Annotated in this window: 14 protein-coding genes and 1 pseudogene; 4 read left to right on the plus strand and 11 right to left on the minus strand. The window is 37.0% G+C overall.

Going from position 1 to position 21,584, the window contains the following annotated elements:
* Positions 1-14 precede the first annotated feature (14 nt).
* The 3 genes from PAUR_RS11110 to PAUR_RS11120 all read right to left on the minus strand — a co-directional run bounded on the left by PAUR_RS11110 (position 15) and on the right by PAUR_RS11120 (position 4,272).
* Entirely contained in the window at positions 15-857 is an 843-nt protein-coding gene (locus PAUR_RS11110; RefSeq protein WP_192507820.1) for a hypothetical protein, read from the minus strand.
* A 384-nt stretch (positions 858-1,241) separates the two neighbouring features.
* Positions 1,242-2,180, minus strand: coding sequence for an ADP-ribosyltransferase (locus PAUR_RS11115; protein WP_192507821.1), 939 nt, complete (start codon positions 2,178-2,180; stop codon positions 1,242-1,244).
* A 64-nt stretch (positions 2,181-2,244) separates the two neighbouring features.
* Positions 2,245-4,272 (minus strand): hypothetical protein, encoded by a 2,028-nt coding sequence (locus tag PAUR_RS11120; RefSeq protein WP_192507822.1) that lies wholly within the window; start codon positions 4,270-4,272, stop codon positions 2,245-2,247.
* Between the two features lie 1,208 nt (positions 4,273-5,480).
* On the opposite strand from PAUR_RS11120, the gene PAUR_RS11125 reads away from it, so the two are divergent.
* Positions 5,481-5,678 (plus strand): hypothetical protein, encoded by a 198-nt coding sequence (locus tag PAUR_RS11125; RefSeq protein ID WP_192507823.1) that lies wholly within the window; start codon positions 5,481-5,483, stop codon positions 5,676-5,678.
* Positions 5,679-6,073: 395 nt separating this feature from the next.
* On the opposite strand, the gene PAUR_RS11130 is transcribed toward PAUR_RS11125, so the two are convergent.
* A complete protein-coding gene (locus PAUR_RS11130) occupies positions 6,074-6,652 on the minus strand; it encodes a hypothetical protein (RefSeq protein ID WP_192507824.1) in 579 nt (192 codons plus the stop codon).
* A gap of 785 nt (positions 6,653-7,437) precedes the next feature.
* Complete coding sequence (locus tag PAUR_RS11135; RefSeq protein ID WP_192507825.1) at positions 7,438-8,211, minus strand: hypothetical protein; 774 nt, start codon at positions 8,209-8,211, stop codon at positions 7,438-7,440.
* Positions 8,212-8,464: 253 nt separating this feature from the next.
* Between PAUR_RS11135 and PAUR_RS23980 the strand changes: the two are divergent.
* A pseudogene (locus PAUR_RS23980) lies at positions 8,465-8,551 on the plus strand (Mobile element protein); the annotation flags it as partial.
* Positions 8,552-8,663: 112 nt separating this feature from the next.
* Here the strand turns inward: PAUR_RS23980 and PAUR_RS11140 are convergent.
* The 4 genes from PAUR_RS11140 to PAUR_RS11155 all read right to left on the minus strand — a co-directional run bounded on the left by PAUR_RS11140 (position 8,664) and on the right by PAUR_RS11155 (position 17,393).
* Positions 8,664-9,182, minus strand: a complete 519-nt coding sequence (locus PAUR_RS11140; protein ID WP_192507826.1) for a hypothetical protein — start codon at positions 9,180-9,182, stop codon at positions 8,664-8,666.
* Positions 9,182-14,275, minus strand: coding sequence for an RHS repeat domain-containing protein (locus PAUR_RS11145; RefSeq protein ID WP_192507827.1), 5,094 nt, complete (start codon positions 14,273-14,275; stop codon positions 9,182-9,184). Before PAUR_RS11145 ends, PAUR_RS11140 begins: the two co-directional genes overlap by 1 nt.
* 373 nt (positions 14,276-14,648) lie before the next feature.
* Complete coding sequence (locus PAUR_RS11150; RefSeq protein ID WP_192507828.1) at positions 14,649-16,922, minus strand: fibronectin type III domain-containing protein; 2,274 nt, start codon at positions 16,920-16,922, stop codon at positions 14,649-14,651.
* A gap of 72 nt (positions 16,923-16,994) precedes the next feature.
* On the minus strand, positions 16,995-17,393 hold the full coding sequence (locus PAUR_RS11155; protein WP_192507829.1) for a hypothetical protein: 399 nt from the start codon (positions 17,391-17,393) through the stop codon (positions 16,995-16,997).
* A 190-nt stretch (positions 17,394-17,583) separates the two neighbouring features.
* Here PAUR_RS11155 and PAUR_RS11160 point away from each other — a divergent pair, with 190 nt between their 5' ends.
* Positions 17,584-17,919, plus strand: a complete 336-nt coding sequence (locus tag PAUR_RS11160; RefSeq protein ID WP_192507830.1) for a hypothetical protein — start codon at positions 17,584-17,586, stop codon at positions 17,917-17,919.
* 658 nt (positions 17,920-18,577) lie between these two features.
* Here the strand turns inward: PAUR_RS11160 and PAUR_RS11165 are convergent.
* Together PAUR_RS11165 and PAUR_RS11170 are read right to left on the minus strand one after the other, a co-directional pair.
* A complete protein-coding gene (locus PAUR_RS11165) occupies positions 18,578-19,432 on the minus strand; it encodes a hypothetical protein (RefSeq protein WP_192507831.1) in 855 nt (284 codons plus the stop codon).
* 326 nt (positions 19,433-19,758) lie between these two features.
* On the minus strand, positions 19,759-20,658 hold the full coding sequence (locus PAUR_RS11170; RefSeq protein ID WP_192507832.1) for a LysR family transcriptional regulator: 900 nt from the start codon (positions 20,656-20,658) through the stop codon (positions 19,759-19,761).
* A 156-nt stretch (positions 20,659-20,814) separates the two neighbouring features.
* On the opposite strand from PAUR_RS11170, the gene PAUR_RS11175 reads away from it, so the two are divergent.
* Positions 20,815-21,339 (plus strand): NADPH-dependent FMN reductase, encoded by a 525-nt coding sequence (locus PAUR_RS11175; RefSeq protein WP_192507833.1) that lies wholly within the window; start codon positions 20,815-20,817, stop codon positions 21,337-21,339.
* The last annotated feature ends 245 nt before the right edge of the window (positions 21,340-21,584 follow it).

Raw genomic sequence — 21,584 nt, forward strand, 5'->3', positions numbered from 1 at the left:
ATAAGAAAACATCATTAATCAAAATTAACTTTTTTGATATTCACACTCATTTGACCTTGGCTTGATGTATCACTACCAATTAAGAACAATGATAGATCACTCATTGATTCAAGATACACTGGCGTATGGCCATCAAGCGTTTTTAGTGTGCTATTTCCACTTGCATCTAAGTATGAAACGCCTAACGTAGAGTACGAGCCAACGCCACTGCTGAGTGCCGTCGTGTTATCGATAATAGTAAGCGCATAAGTGACCCCACTTTCTACAGGGTGCATCACAGCTTCACCACCGGCGTTGCCTACCACATTCGACGCGGCGTCTATTGTTACGATATCGCCACTGATTTTTGATAACCCAGTCACCGACACCCTAACATCAGCAATCGCTACATTTTCATTGGTCGTATACGGTGTAAATGCAATTTTACCCTCGTTAACGAAACTATTTGCATAACCCTCCGCAAGTTCAAAACAATGAGAGAAGGTTGGCCTTGCAAGGCTTGATGCTGATCCATTCTGTTTATTTGTACTACGGCTACCATTAGCATACATAAAGTAGTTATAGACATTTACACCCGCCGTACCTGGAGTGGAGCCAGACCCTGAGTATTGAGTGTCTACTTCAAAACAAACCTGATCAACCGTTAGCAAGTACTTTGATATATCAACATACCCTTGTGCGTAACTCGCAAGATACCCATGAGAATAATTCTTTTGATCTAAAGACGCCCTATCTGGCTCTGTGATGTGAAGAGGGTAATTATTTTTTAAAATAGGTGAGAAGTTTTTTGAGATAACGGTGGCATTTGCTGAAAGTGAAAATAAGCATGCCGAAGCAAGTATTACTTTATTAAACATATATCGTCCTTTTAAATCTTAAATACTGCATAGTCCTCTACGCAGGAGTCGCAGTATATTAAAAAATTAATTTTTGTCAATAAACAAACCAACCTTTTCACATTGAAAATCAAGTGTTTAACAATTAAAAACACACACCATTAAACACAATAAAAATCAACATCACTAAAGTACAAAAACAGATTAACCATTATTAAATAGCGAATTAAAAAAGGGTTAATCTGATTTACTTTTCCTTAAATTAGAAATGATAAAATAGATTCAATAACAACTTAAAAATATAAGAGGTGGTATTGTTATTGCTTCTTGTCAATGAAATAGAAAATATAACCTCTCCAACGAAAAACAATAACAAACCACCCTATTTTTAGCTATTTCGTACAATTATAAACCTATACAATATGCCCCTTCTATCTCAGGGTTATCTAATGCAGGGGGTTTTCTTTCATACGTTTTACCCGAATATACATCTTTAACATGCCCTTTATAACTGGGTTTTTCTTGCAAATTCACGTAGGTAATTCCATTACTTTTTTCGATATTAGTCACTTGGAATACGCTGTTGCGAGGATATAACACTTCCGCTTCAATGCTATCACCTGTATATACGCTGTACATACTGATGTCTCTACCCGTTTCTCCATCAACTCTGAAGAAGATGGCGTCTTTATCACCTGAATTTGCCATTCGCTCACTGTATGATTTTGCATATGCAGGATCTGCTGTCGTTGACATAAACGTTCTGCTTTGAATATGGTCGCCAACTTGTATGTTCTCCCCATATTGCTGTGGCTCAGCTGCAGCCCCCCGATAAGTAATATCTTTATTCGCTGGGATGTGGTCTAGCGCATTATCCAAGGTATTCACTCTGTCAGTTAATTTATCCGCTAAAATATCTTCTATATGGGGGCTACTACTATCGGTATATTCTTTAATGGCTTGTACTTCATTACGCGTCAGCACTTCTTTTCCAACACCACGCAGTGAAGCCCGCTCAAATGCTTCACCGGGCGATAATTTGCCTTGCTCTGCTAGCTCGTCTAGCTCAGAGATACGCTTTCTGCGTTCTATTTCTTTCATATCCCACGCTTTAAAACTTCGGTCTGTAATGTGTTTTAGTCTATCTTGATAATACCGTTGGGCATGAGGTGCAACGGGTACTTCATCGGTAAATCCATCAATGGTCACAGTTTTCCAAGTGAGTTCTGATCCTTTTAAATCAAAAAACTGTTTCAAACTGCCATCATCTGTAAACGGTGGCGCAGCGTAGCACAATGAACTTGCGAATATCGAAAGAGCAAATAAGTTAGTTTTGGTAAACATAAGTCGGTCCTGTAAATTAGCATCAAATAAAATGCTGAATTGGTTGAGTGAAGCTAAGATAGAATTAGGCTTTGTTAGAGCACTGACCTTTATCTGCCAATAAATTGGCTGAATTACCTAAGTAATTAATGATTTGGTTGGTTTCTTGAACAACATCAGGCAACATTCTGAAAGTCAGCCACTTATAATGAGAAAAACTTGGGTTTTGCACGTAATAGTCGTAATAATTGAGCTCAATGCTTTCGGCGCTTTGATACAAGGCCTGACTCGCACTACACACATCAGGATGGCTTTTCAAGGTACCATGCAAGTCACTTAACTGTGCTTTTACTTTCCACATGTAACCTTGATGTAGCTCTGCTGCATCCACTAACACATTACCAAACATTTCCATCACGGCATCACGGTTAAACGTTTCATCCGTGCCCTTTCTTGGATTCAATATGCCACCAAAATTGTCTAAGTAGTCTTCAATTTTTTTATTGATACTGTTGGTAAAAACATGGTTTTTCTCTAGCTGCTGGATCTGCTCAAGCACTTGTTTTTTATCAAAAGAAAGTTTGACTATGTCACTGTCTGCTAGCAACATTTTATTCACTCTACTGTGCGTATTTTGCAGTGCAGTATGGACTGCATGTTGAATATTTGGGGGCACGTCTTCGTCATTATGAAGCTGATTGATAATGATCTGATTTACTTTTTCTTCATCATTAATATCTAATCTATCGCTGGTAAACTTATTCACCAGTGCCACAGTAATGGGTCCCATATCAATGTCTTTTATGGCTTTTTTAGTCAATGAACCATCATAAAACCCGTCAATCATTGGGAAGAATATTCGAGAGATCCACAGTAAAGACTCAGCCACATCAAAGTCAGCGGTATCAGTTTGTGCGATCAATTCTTGACCAAAAATATACCAAGCCAACTGAGTACGAATGGCCGTATTGTATTGGCTGGTTAATTGCTGTTGCCAAACATCTGAGCTCATTTCAGATTGTATTAATGCCTTGTACTCTTTTATTAACGCTTTATTATTATCCATAACCTGTTCAACTATGTGCTCAGCCACTGGATTTGCGATATTTTTCCTATAAACGAGTAAAGGCTCAAGGTACTGTTTGAATATCTTACTTTCGAATACCACCTCTTCGGTGGTCCAGCTTCTGCCTTGTTTTTTGTATTTATTGCTGATTTTCAATGCGTGAGCCGGGTAAATTCCCGGTGTTGGTTTAATGGTAATATACCGAAACTCTTCATTTATCATGTAGCTTTGGTGATCAATATACGATAAAACCGTATCTACATTATCACTGCCTCCCTCAGTATCGGGTGTTATACGTTGCTGATTGAGGTAGTATGCTTTGGCACTGAGCATTTCAACGAATATTTTGTCAGACAAATAATCAATTTTTTCTTTATTAACATTAAACAGTACATCGGGTATGAGTTTCGCATCGAGCTTTAATGCGGCACCAGAGTTGCCTAGTATCGTCCCTCTCACATTGTTCATTTTGTTTACAACTTGGTCTGCATATTTAACAAACTCACTTTTTAAATCCGCGTTTTGATCTTTAACCTTGGTGATAGCTTGCTCTGCTTTTACACCGCTATAAATACTAAAGCCTTCGGCAACCACACCTGCAGCAACCCCACCAAAGACTTCTCCAACCATCTCACCTGCTAGTTCAGTAATGATCCGAGTTAAAATCGGTATACCTACCGACGTGCCAATTGTGACGCTACTCGTTATAATTTCTTCATTATTGTGGTCTCTAATACCCGCGGCTAAACCCCCCAACCCCATTTCAACACCCAGCAGAGTACCGCCAACTTCAGCAAGGCTGCCCGCTACTTCAGCAAAACCAGGAGACGTATTTTCTAGCCCAGCTAAGTCACTGCCTATGGGTTCAGAGGGTAACTTTTCTTGGGCTGCAACTTCTTTAAACTTCCCTTTGAGTTCATCAAACTTTTCAGAAAATGCGGTGATGTCTTCAGAGTTCACGTTTGGGCAAGTATTGGCTAAAGCCACCGACGAGGCGATAGGCGTTAAGGCAAATACTAAATGAGGTATTAATTTTCTTATTTTCATAGATTATCTCAACTTTATCTTGTTGTTAAAGCGCTCAGTGTCGCAACGATGTCGTGCTTAGCTATAACGTATTGAGCATTAAACATTCAGTCAAAATTTGTATCTTAAAAATAATTTATTGGTTTGATTTTATGCGTGATTCACTTTGGTTTTTATTCTGAAACCGCTATATAAATCGGTTAAAACATTGATAGTAATAGTTTTAACTAATTAAGAAAAATAAAGAACTTTTCAGCCGAATTATGGTTTTAAACAGTTAAATTGGTACTATAAATTCTCCCTACTGAAAATTATAAGCGTTACCTATGGGCCTATTTTTCACATAAACTCCAAGTTTATATACGGCCCATAGTAATGATATCAATCTTTGCTTTGCACTCTGCCCACTTATTCTTAACATAACCCCCTTACATGACCTTCCTTTCCTTGGTCATATAAGCAATATAGTGTGAGCTAATCTCCTTTATGCTGCGCACTGTCTAAATAACCTCAGTTCTGGATAAGCGAATTTGCCCAATAAAGCTATTTTTATCACTCTCGGCGTTGCTTTCATGTGTAATAGCCCGCTATTACTGCATAAAAGCGCCTTGATATTGAACTAAATATCATCATTGGATTGTACGTAAGTTTGTTTACAAAACATTTTCTATTCCAAAACCCTTATCCAAACCTGAGGTTAAATAGCAACTAAATTAATGAAAAGTGATATAAAGGGGATTTATTTCACCTAGAAGGTTCAGATGAAACGCAAACAATAAAACTTGATTAACTTGACTTATATTTGAGTCATTTGACACTAGGTGAAAGTCGTTATCGATTCTTCAATTAACTGACAATCAAATATGACAAAAAACGCAATGAACCCTTCATGTAGAATCCATTAAAATTGGCAGCTTTTCTTGCACATTTTTCACTGCTATAAACTCTATATGCACAACCACGGATCCGCCCTAACCCCATTAGAAACTTGTACATCTTCAGTTCAGGTTTACGACTTCATTTAAACCTACTTCCCTCGCTTATTTTAACCTCAATAACCTACCTGCCCTATGAGCTCCATCGGTAAAACTGGCTAAAAAAGCAAAAATATTCACAACCTACTGTTATTGAATAGCTTTTAAATTTTGGATATTGTATGCAAAAACACCTTTTATATTGGATTCAGTGATGTTAGGCTAAGTTGAACAATTAAAAAAAGGACATATAAAATGAAACTAAAACTAAATAAAAAGAAAGTAAAAAACCTATCTCGCGACATAAAAGCCATCGCAAATGATATGACACCACAGGTTGCTGCCGGTGCAGGTAACTGGTTTACACAAGAACGTGATTTTTGTGAAGCACCTACAGTATCGTGTAGACGTTGTTATAACGACACTAGTGGCTGCACTAAAGGCCAGCCATAATCACACGCATGAACGGTAGGAATTATTTGATCCTGCCACGCTGTAAAGGTCTAGCGTTATTTTTATCTATTTAGACCTTTACTTATATACTTTCAATAATCACCGGCAGGTAATCGAATGACAACCGCTTTAATTAATAATTACTTCCATTAATAACCAACTTATTAATAGCTAACTTAAGTTATTAATGGCTAGCTTTATTAACCTATCCTTAAATCAACAATATTAAATCAATAATAACGCGGCTTACTCGCTAAATTCGTACACCTTACATGGGCACCTTGACCTAACTCACCACACTTTGAAACAACTCAGCGAACGGCATAACACATAAGAGGCTTATCATTTACTTATCATGATACAAGTTAATTAAGGTACACTTTGAGTATATACAATTATTGCCAACGCATTATACCGTTAAAACTTTGGCAGTTCTCTACTGCACCGGCCGATGCGGCAATAAATACCTGCTGCTTCACTGAAACTGGATAGCTTAAATACTCTGAACACTGCTCGCTTTGACCATTCCCTACAACCACGTTTGTACCAATTTTAAGCGTGCACTGTACTAGCTTATCCAGTGGTGACCATTGATAGCAAATTTCATAGTTTTTTCTATAATCTGCGATGGTGCCCGATGGGTATTGAAATGACCACCATTGACCAAACTGACTATTCGGATTGGTACTGTTCCAAGCACGGTAAATGGTCACTTCCTGCGTACTTTGATAAACGGCTCCTTGACATAGTTTACCTTTAAGCGGCTCGCCAATCGCTTGCGCAAGTAGTTCTGTATCTTTAATTGGTTTAAAGCGCGTACGTAATTCACCATCGAGCGCAGTACTACCAATACAAGCCTGTGCTAGCTCTGGTTCTAGTTCTGATTTTAAGGCTGTTTTTACAGTTGTTGTTGATGGACTATTCACACAACCTTGAAGCGTGAACAGTAATGTACCAAGTAATGCTTTCTTCATGTTATTCCTTTAAATTGTATGCTGTTTTTTATTCGTGTATGAAGCCTCTATTGTGAAAGGCGTAAAAATGGGTTTTGCTCAAAAATTCCCAGGGTAAAGTTGTAATCTAACTCTTTGGATGTATAAAAAGCTATGGGAGGCCCACATTGTTACTTCGTTGACTGTCCCATTTTATTTTCTTTCATAAAGTGGTCGAACTGAACTACCCTGCCCCATTTTACCGAATTTAGAGAGTTAGGATATTTGTGCCTGTCCCATCTTGCGTCCGTGTGTGCGTCGTGCCTATCTACTTGGTGCACTTGGAAGTTGAATTAGGGTACGCAAGAAATTTGTGCCTGTCCTTTTTTGGTTCACTATAAAAAAGCAACAAAGCAATCAATACCACAAGGCACAGCTTCTTAAATGGATTATTAATGAGATTAGTTGTGACTGAATATCACAGATTCAAATACGCAAGAAACTTGTGACTGTCCTTTTTTGGTTTCTTTTTTGGTTCATTCCACCCCCTGACACACCTGCCATTATTACTCATGTGACTGTTCCATCTTCGTTAGAATTCAAAAAATATAACAATATGCAAAAGTGGTTGGTTCATAACACTTATAGTATGTGAACAAAAAGCCAGAAAAAACTGGCTTTTTATTTAAAATAAATCTGACCTCATTCGTTATAACAAATAAATTAAAGCATTATTTTCTCTTATCACTCACATAAACTGAATATATAAAAAGTGGTTAACCTACCCAATTGCGCAAGAGGTTTTTAACCACCCATATTATTCAAAGCTATTTTACAATACAGCCTTTTAAACCACACAACGGATGCGCCACCACATTTGCTTTATAATAATTTCTTCCATGCGTATTCGCTGAAGTAAAATTTTGATACCTGCAATCATTTGTGTCCAAACTATAAAAATATACTTTTTTATCTGGGTAATTCTTCATCCGTTCTGATTCAGCTTTAACAAAACGATTATTAATAGGATCTAAATAAGGTGCATAACGTCTATTTTCGGGAAGATATGCATCACCTTGGCATTGTTCATCTAAATAGTATAAAGCGTGTGGTTTTGCATCGTAACCTTTCAAAAATGCAGGAAAGCCAATTGGTAAATACATAATAGCTGCATTTTGACCTGCATAAATTCCCAACTTAGTTACTCCGTCACCTTTATATAAATATAGCTGCCCAGTTTGACTGTCTGCACTTGAGGTTGGGGTTGGCTGGCTAACAACCAAGCGAATACTTGATACTAACTCAATTTGTTCCAGACAAATTTGAGCACTCGTGACTTCAACTTGTTGTTGCTTTGCCACAGCAGTCATTAGCATACTATACATAGCTCGACCATTCACATCATTGAGTGCAAACGTCCATTGTGCTTGTGTAGGACTGGCCGCACAACTCGGTGTGGTATGTGTCTTTGATGATTGCAACGAAAACACCACCTTATCATTGACTAACTCAATTGACTGTAACTGAGATTGAACTCCCGACGCATTAGTTACCATTGGTATAATTAATAAAAACACATAAATCAAGCTTATTACTTTCACACACACCTCAATATACTATATAAGAATATGCATTATATCTTATTTTAATTAAAATTAAATTAGAGTATTAAAATTAAAACCATAATAAAAACAGCTTAAATAACACCCACTTCAAACCATTTGAAAAGTTGACAATAACGATGGAATAAAAAATATACTCAGTATAATTTAACAAGACACCCACCCAAAATTGATTGCTTTTCATTCACTGCCTATCTTTTAGATTCAGCTTAAAAGATAGGCGCTTTCCATTATGGCTACAGCACGAAAAAGGCAAGTGAGATTAACTGATACCAAATACTACCATTGTATTTCACGGTGTGTTCGTCGTGCTTATCTACTTGATGCATTTGGAAGTTGAATTCGGGATTGTTATTTTTTATTAAATTTTCTGAAAACAACAAAAAGCCCCGAGAGTGCGAGGCTTTGGATCAAAAAACGTTTATTGAAAACTACTTAAAACGAATACCCAGCATACCATCTTTTAAACATTGTTTAAACAACTGGCCTTCTTTATGCTGACTGTAATCATTTTTACTCACATTCAAAGAATATTGTTTATTTGTACTACTGTCATTCACTTTAAAATTGTAATCAGTGTAAAGTAATGATTCTGAATTCTTCCATTTTTCGACAATTTCACCAATAAAACACTCTTCTTTTGACTCACTTAAGTAATCATTGACCAGTAACAAATACCCTGTTGTCATAATCGTGATAAAAAAGGCTTTAATTAAGATCTGAAAAATATAAATTACTTTAATAAACAGCTTCTGGGACCGTATAACTTCAAGCGAAATATATAACATGCTAGCTAAAATAACTGGTCCCACATATTTAAAGGTAAATATAAATGGTTCTTGGTTCAAGTATGTATATTTCAGTAGAGGAAATACACCTGCAAGGCAATAAATAACTAATAATAAAGGAACAGAATTCTTTGCTATTTCTATTGTAGTGTTATTGTTCATTAATCTTCTTCCAAATCTTTAGCTATCTCGCTACCAACGATTTGAGTAACAGTATTTATAGCGTCTGAAACTACAGTAGCGGTCGCCATACCTGATACTGATGCTACAGAAGCAGTACCAGTAGCTTCTAGAATTGCTCCCCCAACAAGCCCAGGAGCTAATCCCGCAGCACCTGCAACAGCAATTTGAGTACCACTAACTTTACTAAGATCTCCATCATGCCCTACGACTTGTCCAGCAGCATTTGATGCTGCTGATACAGCACCTGTTTTCAATGATGTATTTCCCATAGTAGCTAAAGCTCTCCCTGCTGTAGCTGTTTTCACACTTATCTCGGCTGCTTTGCCTCCGGCAACTAAACTTGCGCCACCTGTAAGCCCTGCCGTAGCTCCAATCGCTGCACCAATACCTGCTCCAGTAGCTGTTGCTCCCCAATCACCGCCACTAGATACATATGAGCTAACCCCCCCAGATATTGCACCTACAGTTGCACCTATAGCTCCTAATGCTAAGTTAAAAAATTCTCCATCTGGATCATTATATTTATAAGGATTATTATTCACATACATATATCGGTTAAACGACATAACAGGGTTTGCAGCAGTATACCCAACAGGATCATTACTCATAAAACGACCTATGACTGGATCATAGTATCGTGCCTGCATATAACTTAACCCTAAATCTGTATCAAACTTATGCCCCGTATACCCTACGTCATCTTTTGGCGCTTCAATACTTTCACCAAATGGCCTATGGTGTTGGCGGCTTTCTGCCACCGTTTGCGGTGTTACATCACCATATTTGGCAATCAGCTTTTTACCTAAGTGAATGTAACTCGTTCCTTCACCGATGAAACTGCCCTTTTCACGATATAATAATGTGCCATCTTGGCTGTACATTGAGTAACTCGTGCCTTTACCATCCACTTGTTTAACTCGACGATTGTGGCCGTCATAGAAATAGGTGTTGCCTTTGGCGCTCTTTAACTGGTTTGCTGCATTAAAGTTCAGGTCAAATTTGCCGTTATGCTTAATGTGACCCCGTGCATCATATTTTATGTCTGCATACTTTCCATCGGTACCCGTCCCTGTTACGGATGTGAGACGGTTAAGTGATGTATCATACTTATACGTTAAGTCGCGGTCTTTGCTGCTGTAGGTTTTAATATTGCCGAGCGTATCATAGGTTATTGCGCTATTACCTATACCTGCGACCCCTGTTACTGTTTTTAGCCTATCCACACCATCATACGTCATGTTGGTAATGCTAAATTGCGGGTTTTGCGTATCGGTAATGGAGGTAATATTTAAGTTATTGTCATAGGTATACCCTAAATTGACAATATTGGTCGTCCCTTGTAAATCAACAATACTCTCTGGCAATAATGAACTTGTGTTCACCGTGGTGGTATGTTTAACCCCATTCCCATAAGTAAAGGTATTCAATGCGCCGTGTGCATAGTAAATTGCATCTATGGCAAACGACTGCTGTACAACGTCGCTTGCATCGTACACTTGTGCCTCTGTTGGTTCACCAAACCCATTCGGTTTAAACTGCACCTTGGTATTATCAGGGTACGTAATGGCACTTCTATGCCCTAAGTTATTATAGTCATAGTCTATCGTTAATGTACCATCACTCCCTACTGTTAAGGTTTCATCTTCTAGTAGGTTTTGGTTATTGTAGTTATAAGCATGCGTGACTGTGCCCGCAACTAGCTTTTTAATATTGCCGTTATTATCCCGTGTGTATTCAACATCAATATCCGTACCCGGATAGTCAATTTTATATAAATCGCCCACATTGTCATAAATAAATGATGTGCTATCTGTTGGTTTCTCGGTTACACACTCAGTATTCGTTACACCTTGCTTTTGCCACTGTAGCCCACCCAGCGCATCGTACTTCATAACGGTGTTACCCACATCTGCACGTTGTATTAAACAAAGTTGCTTATTGGCGTCATACGTTCGTGTTTCAGTAAATGTCTCTTGCTCACCCGATTGAGTGATTGATTTAACCAATCCAAAAATATCTACATCAATGTCTGTGGTGATATTCTCTGGTGATTCTATTTTGGTGGCAATCTCATAGCTTGGGCTACCAAATGCTTGATAAGTGGTGGTGGTTGCATTACCTTGAGCGTCAGTTACTTTGATTTTATTACCTGCTAAATATTCGTACCTGACATCGCCCATACCTGTTGTAGATACTTTTTTAACTCGACCTAATGCATCATACTTAGTAGATACGCCATTGGTGATTTTAGCACTTGAATTAGTTATATGAGAGGCAAACGTTTGCTTGTTATTATGGTCATAATCAAAGTATTGGTATCTGACACTATTAGCGTCGTTTGTATTAACCAAGTCTTCTAGCTTCTTGCTCTTTAGCCGTAATAAAGCATCATAATACTCTGTAACTCTAAAAGTTGCGTTGTCAGTACACGCAGTTCTAGCATCGTCAAGAGTGCATTTTGAAATGGTTCGGGTATTTAATAAATCATTCCATTCATATAGAGTATCTAAATTAGATCCATATTTTTTATCATCGGTTAAATCAACTGCCAGTAAGCGCCCCATCTCATCGTAATCAAACCTTTTATTCACTCCGTTAAAATCAGTAACACTGGTAATAAAACCATTATAATCAACCACCTTCAACTCTAGCATTTCATCATCAGAATTAGGTTCTCGTACAGTTACACTTTGTGCCAACCCTCGACTATATTCTGAATATTTCACAAAAAAATTACCATTACCGAACGTGCTTTTTTTATTATATTCAATTTTTTCAACATTACCATCAGCATGATAATCCACATACGTATAAATCGGATTTAATGAGTTATATTTATAATAATTACTTCTCACGAGCACTCGCGAAGGGTATTCGTTCACCAACTTATAATCATACCCCTTGAAAAACACAAAATTCTCATCACGCTCATGACTAAGCCAGCTATTGCCCAGCAGACCAAATTTATTGACTGTCTCTCCCTTACTATTAATCAATTCCCTTTTCTCATAAATGGTCTTTTCATTTGAAGTCTTAATTATTAGTTCAGGGTTAGCTAACGCATCAAAATCACTATAATTATACCTATGCACATCTTCCACCCCATCAGAAGATATATTTATAATGCTTTTTCTAAACAACGGCGTTTGCCATTCCACATTATATTCATTCGAAAAACGTCGACCACTACTACCTACCTTTCTAAGCTGCTTATAACCATAATCCTCCTTTCTAATTAATTCCCCTTCCTTATTATAAGAGTTTTTTAATATTACCTTCCCATCCATGTGACTAGAAAAGTCTCTATTAATAACATATTCAACTCTCAGACCTGTTTGTTCATTCGTAACTTTTGTGACTTTATAATTATAAACATCATCTCCTTTAATGCTCCCTGGCAATCCTTCTGCAGTATAATTAGTTTTATACATATCTAATATAGACTGATGTGCAGATGGTAAAAACCCTTGAAAAATATCCCAAGCAGGTACGACATTCTCTGAATATGCATAAGTCCATTCGTATTTACCATCTAAGGTATCAATTTGTTTTTTAATAAGCGACCACACATCATATTTATAATTCCTAAAAAAACGACTTTCATCTAGTGTATTCCAACCTTTACATGACTGAAGGATATCAATCAATGTTGATAAAGATAAGTTACAATATTTATGAAAGTATGCCTTTTCCGAACCGGAAATACCGTGATGCGTCGACCGAAAAGTGTAATTAGCCTCAGCCCCCGATGGAGATATTATAGTTGCAGTGTAGTCCGGGATGCCTGTTAGTTTATTATTTTTTGTAGTTTCACTACTTAACCCCCCCATTAATGTATCAACAAAGCCTGCTGGGCTAATAGCGGCTTTAAAAATAGGATGAAATGACTTGTCTATATGTCCCGAGTTCCCAGTATTATCATTGTATGTAATTACATTCTGTGGGGTCAATCCTATAAATTTCCATTTAGTTTTATTTGGGTTTACAACCTCACTTAAAGAGTAAAAATTTAAATTGTCAAAATTTTCTAGAGAAAACTTATCAAAGTGACTTGTAAACGAGTCATACTCATAGCTCCACTCCTTTCCATTTACTGTGACACTTTTAACTCTCTGCCGAAGGTTGTACCCTGCATCACCTACGGAACCTTTTTTTCTAACGGTTTCATATTTAAGGGTTATTTTTCGACCATCCTTGGCGGCAATTGAGCTTAAAATCAACTGATTGTCATCTGGAGGTCTATTATAAACATTTTCACCAGTATCAGGTTGATCGTAGTTGTAATTAACATAATTTCCAAAACCATCTTCTATACGTGTAACCATTAAGTAAACACTTACATCAGTCCAGCGAGTCCCACTTTTATGGTCAAGGTAACGGCGATTGTGGTATGCATTAAAAATTATTTTTGGTTTGGAAAAATAATAAACCTTACCATTTGGGGATTTCACTTTGATACCTATTCCAGGGCCTGAACTAGGGGTGAAACAGTTAAAATGATGACCATTTTTCGTAGTTTTTGAACTATAATTTTGGTCAAACTCAGAAAAATCTTTAATTATATTTTGTTCAGTATCAAGTATGGAAAACTCGCCTTCTTCTGGTATATACAAAAAAGCTGAGTTATTAAAACTAGATACCGGACGATTAGCCCCCCCCCCTTCGCCAATAGAAATAAATGATGTAGCAAATTTTTGAAGGCAAAAATTATAATTTTCACTCACATTGTAATAGTTTTTCCTACCTCTAGCCCATAAATCATTGATACGAATATACGGCACATCTAATGACCAATCTCCAAATTCTCTAGTTGCTCCATAACCTCCCTGGTTTGAGAATTTTCGTCTTATTGCGACTTCAAGACTACTATTACCTTTTATATCGATATCTGTTTGCTTAAATGAAACCTTACCTGTATTAATATCATAATACTCCCCGAACAACTTCGCTTCCACCGATGACTCTACTTGAGAAATATGTTCTTCATAATTATTATCTGGCACCGAACTTTCATTTGAAGAGAAAGCTATATGTGATGTTAAAAACAATAAAACCAGTCCTAGTTTAAGCATTTTTAGACCCCCCAAAAAACTCATAGATCGCTTAATAAAAAATATTCTTTTCTTAATATATTAATATACACACTCAAAACACCCCTCCCTGCGTCTTAACCACCACCCCTAATAAATCAGTATAAATAAAAATAACAGCATTATTTTTTAAACTTAAAATGACATATATGGATATTTCCAGCATATCAAACAAAATAACTCTGGCAATGATAATTTATTTCAATACACCCTAACTTTCTAAGATCGTAAAAGCTAATAGCTATAAATCAATCATTTCCATTTTTATGCCTGAAAAACTTAACATTTATTAATTAACTTAAAGAGGAGAGGAATGAAACCTTCAAAATTCCATTCTTCTATTAATAACAACTAGCTAAAGTTGAGTTTCAGCAACAGGGCTTCCAAGTAAGTCTGTATGAATAAATATAACTTCCTTTTTACTATTACCCACCTTAATATAATTACTCCACCCTCGGCACTTCTCATCTGTGTAGCATCCAGTTACCCTATACAAATATTTTTTGTTCATATCTTCTGGCATCGTATAATCCACCCTAGAAGAGTTTATATTCTTTGTGATTTTTTCACTATTCCAAAGTTCTGAGCCTAAACTCACACAATCACCTTTACATTGTGCATACTCTAACTTGTAATACTTAACATTTGGATATGTATTCCAAGAAATAACTCCCGACTTTTCACTTAAATTCATAAACTCCATTAAAAAGTCACTTCCCTTACGTGTAAGTTGAAATGCAGTTAAATCATAATTATCGCGAATAACCACATCTTCAATGTCATCAGAACTGAAATTACCATAATATGCCCTCAAATCATTCTTCATAAGCAACCTTAAAGCAATAAATTGGTTCTTAGTAAGGTATATCAGCCCATCATAAGTCACTTTAATATAATGAAATTCGCTAGAGTTACTAATTGGTACTTTTAAATAATAATCTTCAGCCCCTTCGATATAAAAAATGTCAAGTTCAACACCAAGGCTCGACTCATCTACTGAAGCCCTTACAGTATTACTCCAGCCATAACATGTTTGTGAATTTAAGCACCCACGAATTCTAAAAACATACATGTTTTGCGGAAGGCCTTTATTCCTTACAATCATTGATGCTTGTGTATTTGGCAGATCTGAAAGCTTTTTCCAATCTATTACACCAGAACTTAAACATGCACTGTTACAAATTGCATATTCAAGTTCATAAGTAGATACTTTAGATTTCGGAGCAGCCCACAATAACCTAGCTGCTTGCTTATCGAAACTAAGTGTTATTTGACCATCGGAAGCATATGTTTCAAAAAAGTTATCCGCATATGTATTTGCTACTGAGGTTTTGACTGCCCAAGTAATTTTTGCTGTTCCATCATGAAGTGATAACAGTGTTTCGTTTGTCACTAAATTAACACTACATTCTAACGGCTTATCTACCTTAGTCATTGCAATACCATTAAATACAGCAGCTGATAGAGCATTTATCTGGTAACCACTCGCTTGCGTATTTGACGGTGTTATTTTCCACTGCTGCTGTTTAATCAACTGGCGCGAGTCATAGGGGATTAATGCGACACCTGGAATGAACTTACTTTGCCATTCGGTAGTAAATCGTTTTAAGTAGTAATTAGACCCATCACTATAGACAGATAAACGACCCATAGCTTGAGTACATTGATTGTTTTCCACGATTTTTATAGGTCGAGTTACATGAGATACTTCATAGCAAGTTGTTGCATCGCAAGATTTTACTCTATATGTATGTACGCCATACACGGGGGCAATTTCAACATACTCAGAAGTTCCCGTTTGAGACACAACCACCCAACTACCGCTGTTTAATGAGCGCTCGACAACATACCGTACATCAATATTACCTGAATCGACAGGTGACCAATTAACGGTTATACCTATTGCATCTGACGTTGCAGTTACAGACTTAGGCGCCTCTAACCCCCCCACACCATTCGATGGCGGTGAATAACGTGAACATTTTGTTAAATCCAAATAACATAAACGAACCATGTAGCGGAAAGTTGCTGAACTATCTGCCGTTAACATAACCGATGTTTGCTGGGTTGATTGTAAAAACTGATACTCTTGTCCATTTTTACTTTCATATACCTCATACTGAACACGGTTTGCAGATTGTCCCATTAGTACTCTAAGAAAGCGTTGCACCATCGTTTCACTAATCGGTTTCGCATTAGTAAAAGAGGTTTCTGACCAGCTGACATTAATATTATTGCCTTGTTGAATCGCTACAACGTTACTAGGGCCTTGGGCTAATGCATTCACTAAAATAGGACGAGAATATACAAAATTAGTGCAACCTTGTGCTTCACAAGATTTAACTCGATAAAAATAGGTGCCCGAAGTCAATTTAGACTGAGTAGAATATGTACTGTCCCCTTGATATATAATAGACCAGCTAGCACCTGAATCTGTACTTTCTTCTAATATGTAATTATTGTGGTAACCATCAACATGCCACTTGACCTCATAGTTACCATCTGAGCTTTCTGAAGGTACATCTACATAACCACTGTGCATTGGTGGAGCATCATCATTAACATAGTCAATTAAAACGGGTAAATATAAATCATTAGCCACACATTTTATAGATATAAAAGCAGCCATTAAGGCGGCTCCCACAAACAGGTATTTTTTTATCATTATATGTTTACTTATTATTGGCTATACTAGCGAAAATCATTTGAGTTCATAAAATCCAGAAATCGAGCTTTGCAGTTGAATAACAGACAATTCTCTAGCCGAAAATTTTTGACGGTCTGAGAGTATAAAATAACGCACTGGTAAATTGTTTGCTTTTGCCATGAATGCAATTGACATCATCGCATTAAATACTTCAGGATGCTTGGTCGCTTCTAAATAAGCATACCGACCAGTCCCCATACCACACGTAAGTAAGTTACCATTTGCATCTTTAAAGCTGATTAGCAATGTTTTGCTTAAAGAGGCCTTGTCCGGGCGGTCAGCTTCAATCGCAATTGTATCTATATAAGCATTAGCACATTCTACAACAGATGCATACGCAGTCATCGGTAATAAAGAAGTTATACTTAATAATAATAAAAACAGCTTTTTCATGATATTTCCTAATATATAATTCAACAATAAAAACATGCGGTAACGTACAGTAACCATTCCACTCACCAAGTGAAAATTTAATTTACCATAACAATTAAAACCACACATTGTACCTACTGAAATAACTCGACACAACCTATATATTCCGTATAATATTGACTCTAAAAATTAATCTAAGAAATTACACTTAATGAAATATACTCGCTTATTATGCGCCTCTTTTTTATTCTCAACAATTAGCTTACACGTGAGCGCTGCATCAACCATTAAAAGTATTGAATTACATAATAACTTAGCACTTATACAAGCATACCCAGAAAAAGTGACTGGCTCTTCTACCTGTGCTGATGACGATAAAAAGCACATTTGGGCGGTCGACATCAGCGTTCTTAAAGGAGAAAAACTATACGCGCTTTTATTAGGTGCGCTGTCAGAACAAACACCTGTTACCTTTATTCCTGCGAGAGATTGTTTAAATACAAAAGGATATGAAAGATTAAATGGTATCGCGATTAAAAGTCATTAATCGCGATTTTTGCATGGCAGAATTACATAACGGAATAAGAACCATAACGGCTATCTATTGAGGACTATTCACTTTAAAATATTATTTAATTTAAAAAAATTTAGCTTAAAATATATTCACCTTAAAATATTACTTCACCCTTTGACGAATCGTACACCGGACGCGTTACTCGTTTCACCCACGAATAATAATGCCCCATAGTGATTAGCATTATTTATTGTTTTTTCTGACCACCTAAAATTCTTTGGTATAACCCCTTGAACTAAGCACAATTTCAATGCCCAATTTCAATGCTGGGTTTTAAATGCGCAGTATTTAATGTCAATACTCCTTTATTTTTTACTTTGTTCACTGCCTGTGCACTTTGCTAATTAAGAATGTTTTTAAAATAATCAACTCAAAAAACATACCTTACTGTTGACGTTGATACTTTTAATGCGTGCACTGCATGCAATACCCACTCTACTCACGCAAGTCTTACCTCTATAAGAAAAACCACTTAACCATACGTGGTGCACTTATTATCTGAACTCGAGGTATGCTAAAAAGCATTTTGTTCATTAATGTGTCTAATAAAAATACAGCTTGGAAGCTTACTTGAGCCATACTATTTGCGTCGAGCTGCTTAATAACAGTTTCAAATAAGCCTCCATTTCATTTATTTAATTTGGCACAATGACGCACCACATACAGGGTGAATAGCAGGTTCTAGTTTATAAAAACTCGTCGCATTAGTCACATGGCTCCACAGTAAAGTACAACTCCCATTTTGAATATTATACCCTTTTTTAGTAATACCAAAATCCGACATTTTCAAATTCAGGTTTGCTTGGAAAAACCCATTTATATTTGAGTTCGCTATCATAAAGCTATTCACTCCAGTGTAATAAGCATTTTGCTTTTGCGCATCGTGAATACTATAGTAGGCTTCATTTTGGCATTGTGAATCTGTAAATACAACGACTGACTCACCAAAGTGTGTCAAAGCATAATCGCGAACTAAAGTTGGGTCTTCTATAGGTACATATCTAATGACTCCTGTATTTGGCATTCCCCCAGACTCACCCACGGTACGGCCAGCTGCATTGCTGTCAATCACAGTACCCACTTTGGTTATACCATCGCCTTTATATAAATACACTTTACCACTGTCGCTACCACCACTGCTTACTGGGGCTTGCGTCACTGCCAATCGAACACCTGACGCTACTTCTATTTGCTGCAAGCACGTGTTGGCAGTCGTTACCTGTACCTTTTGCTGTTTTGCCACCGCGGTCATTAACAAGCTATACATAGCACGACCACTGGGTGCACCAAGAGAAAATGTCCACGACTCTTTGGTGCTTGCACTGTTCGCCGCACAACTAGCTATGGGATGAGACTTTGCTGTGTGTAATGAAAAAATCACGCGATCATCAACAATTTCCACTGACGTCAATTGTGAAGGGGATACGTCAGCAGCGGCTAAAAAGCCTGACCACAGCGTAATTAATAAGACACTTATCTTTTTCATTTTTTACGAGCCTAAATAGTAGTATGTATAAATTTCGGCAAATTATACATACACGCCCCTAAAGTACAAACAAAAAGAAAATATAGATACCACATTATTTTTATTCTTTGTTTTAACTTTGAAAGTTAATACTAAGACAACCCTATCACCTAAACATGTATTTAATTAACAAACACCAAATAATAAAGAATATTGAAACGGCTTAAAACAGCATCGCAAAATAAAAAAAACAATTAAAATAAAAGCTTAAAAAATTAATATAAAATTATTCATATTACTTAAAAACACTTAACACCTCCTGACATCTACATAAAATTAACAAAACCTTATGCATTCAATTCTTCACTTAACATATCAATAAATCTGCGTACTTTGGGCGAAAGATGTTTACGGCTAGGGTAAATCACATACACATTAACCGTCGGATGAGTATAATCGGTGAACAATAGTTCAATATCGTCGTTCGTTAATACATCCCCCATAAAAAACTCTGGCAAACGGCAAATACCTAGCCCTGCTTTTACCATTGCTAATTCCATATGACCGTTGTTGCATTTTATTCTCTGCTTCACATCAACCGAAAATGGTTTTTCCCCCTGTTTTTCAAACTCCCATCTTCCTGGCATCTTCAAATTTGAATAGCAAATGGCATTATGATTTACCAGCTCTCTGGGGTGGTAGGGCTTGCCATACTTTGAGATGTAACTTTTCGACGCAACAATATAGGTAGGGCATGAATAAATGCGTTTACATATCAAACTCGACTCATCTAATGTGGGCGCGGCTCTTACTGCTAAATCGAAACCATCGCCAATGACGTCAATGCGCTTGTCGCTCACATCCCACTCCAAGATCACATTCGGATATTGCTGCATGTATTTAGCAATAACGGGTTTTAAATGGTCATGGCTAAAACCAATTGGACAACTTATTTTTAATGCACCACGGGGTATTTCATCATTTTGAGTAACTAAACTCAGTGCCGATTGCGCATCTATTACCAGCTGCTCACATTGTTGAAAATATGCCTCACCTTCCGGTGTAAGTGCAACTGAACGTGTGGTTCGGTTTAACAATCGCACACCTAAACGCGATTCAAGCTTAATCACCTCTTTACTTACATGAGAGCTGGAATGGCCCAGTGTTTGTGCAGCGGCGCCAAAGCCACCACTTTTTACCACCTGGACAAAAATAAGAATGCCGTCAAACAATTTATTGTTATTCATATGGAAATAGTATGTCCATTTTTAAAGTATTAACATCTATTATGACTTAATATAGACTTATTTCCATCGAGTCAAGGGTGCAACTTTAAATCTTACTTTTAAAGCGAATTGCAAAGCGCTCATACTCATTACACATAAAATTATTTGGAGAGCACCATGAAAGTATTAGCATTTGCAGCAAGTAGTAGCCGTCAATCAATCAACAAGCAATTAGCTGCGTATACCGGATCATTGGTCAAAGCGGCTGAAGTAGAAATTTTAGACTTGAATGACTTTGAAATGCCAATTTACAGTTCAGACCGAGAAAACGAGTCAGGCATTCCTGAACAAGCACAACAGTTTTTCACAAAGATAGGTGAAGCGGATGCCGTGATCATTTCATTTGCAGAACATAATGGCTCTTATACTGCAGCGTACAAAAACATTTTTGACTGGACTTCACGTATTGATATGAAAGTGTATCAAAATAAAGCCGCTATATTACTGGCGACGTCACCCGGTCCTGGTGGCGCAAAAAGTGTACTAGCAGCAGCAACCGGATCCGCGCCTTACTTTGCGCTTGATGTTAAAGCGTCAATATCAGTACCGAGCTTTTATGACAACTTTGACATGACTGAAAACAAAATAACAAACCAAGCGTTAGTGGATCAGCTATCCACGGCCGCAGCAACACTCGTTTAGCTCTACTACCATAGTTCATATTCATCATCGTAATTGGTCATACACATGTCTGGGCAATTACGATGTTTACGCTGTTACAGATACATTACCTAACATATACCTTCTCTGCCACATATAACGCATCAATATCATCGGAGTTATTATATAGTCGCAAAAGTTCCTATTTTGCAAACTAAACCGCATCTCTTTTTAACTGCTCATTTCTCACTCACACCTTATCGTAATTTATACGCATTCCCCGATGA

Source organism: Pseudoalteromonas aurantia 208 (assembly GCF_014858725.1).
GTDB classification, from domain to species: Bacteria; Pseudomonadota; Gammaproteobacteria; order Enterobacterales; family Alteromonadaceae; genus Pseudoalteromonas; species Pseudoalteromonas aurantia.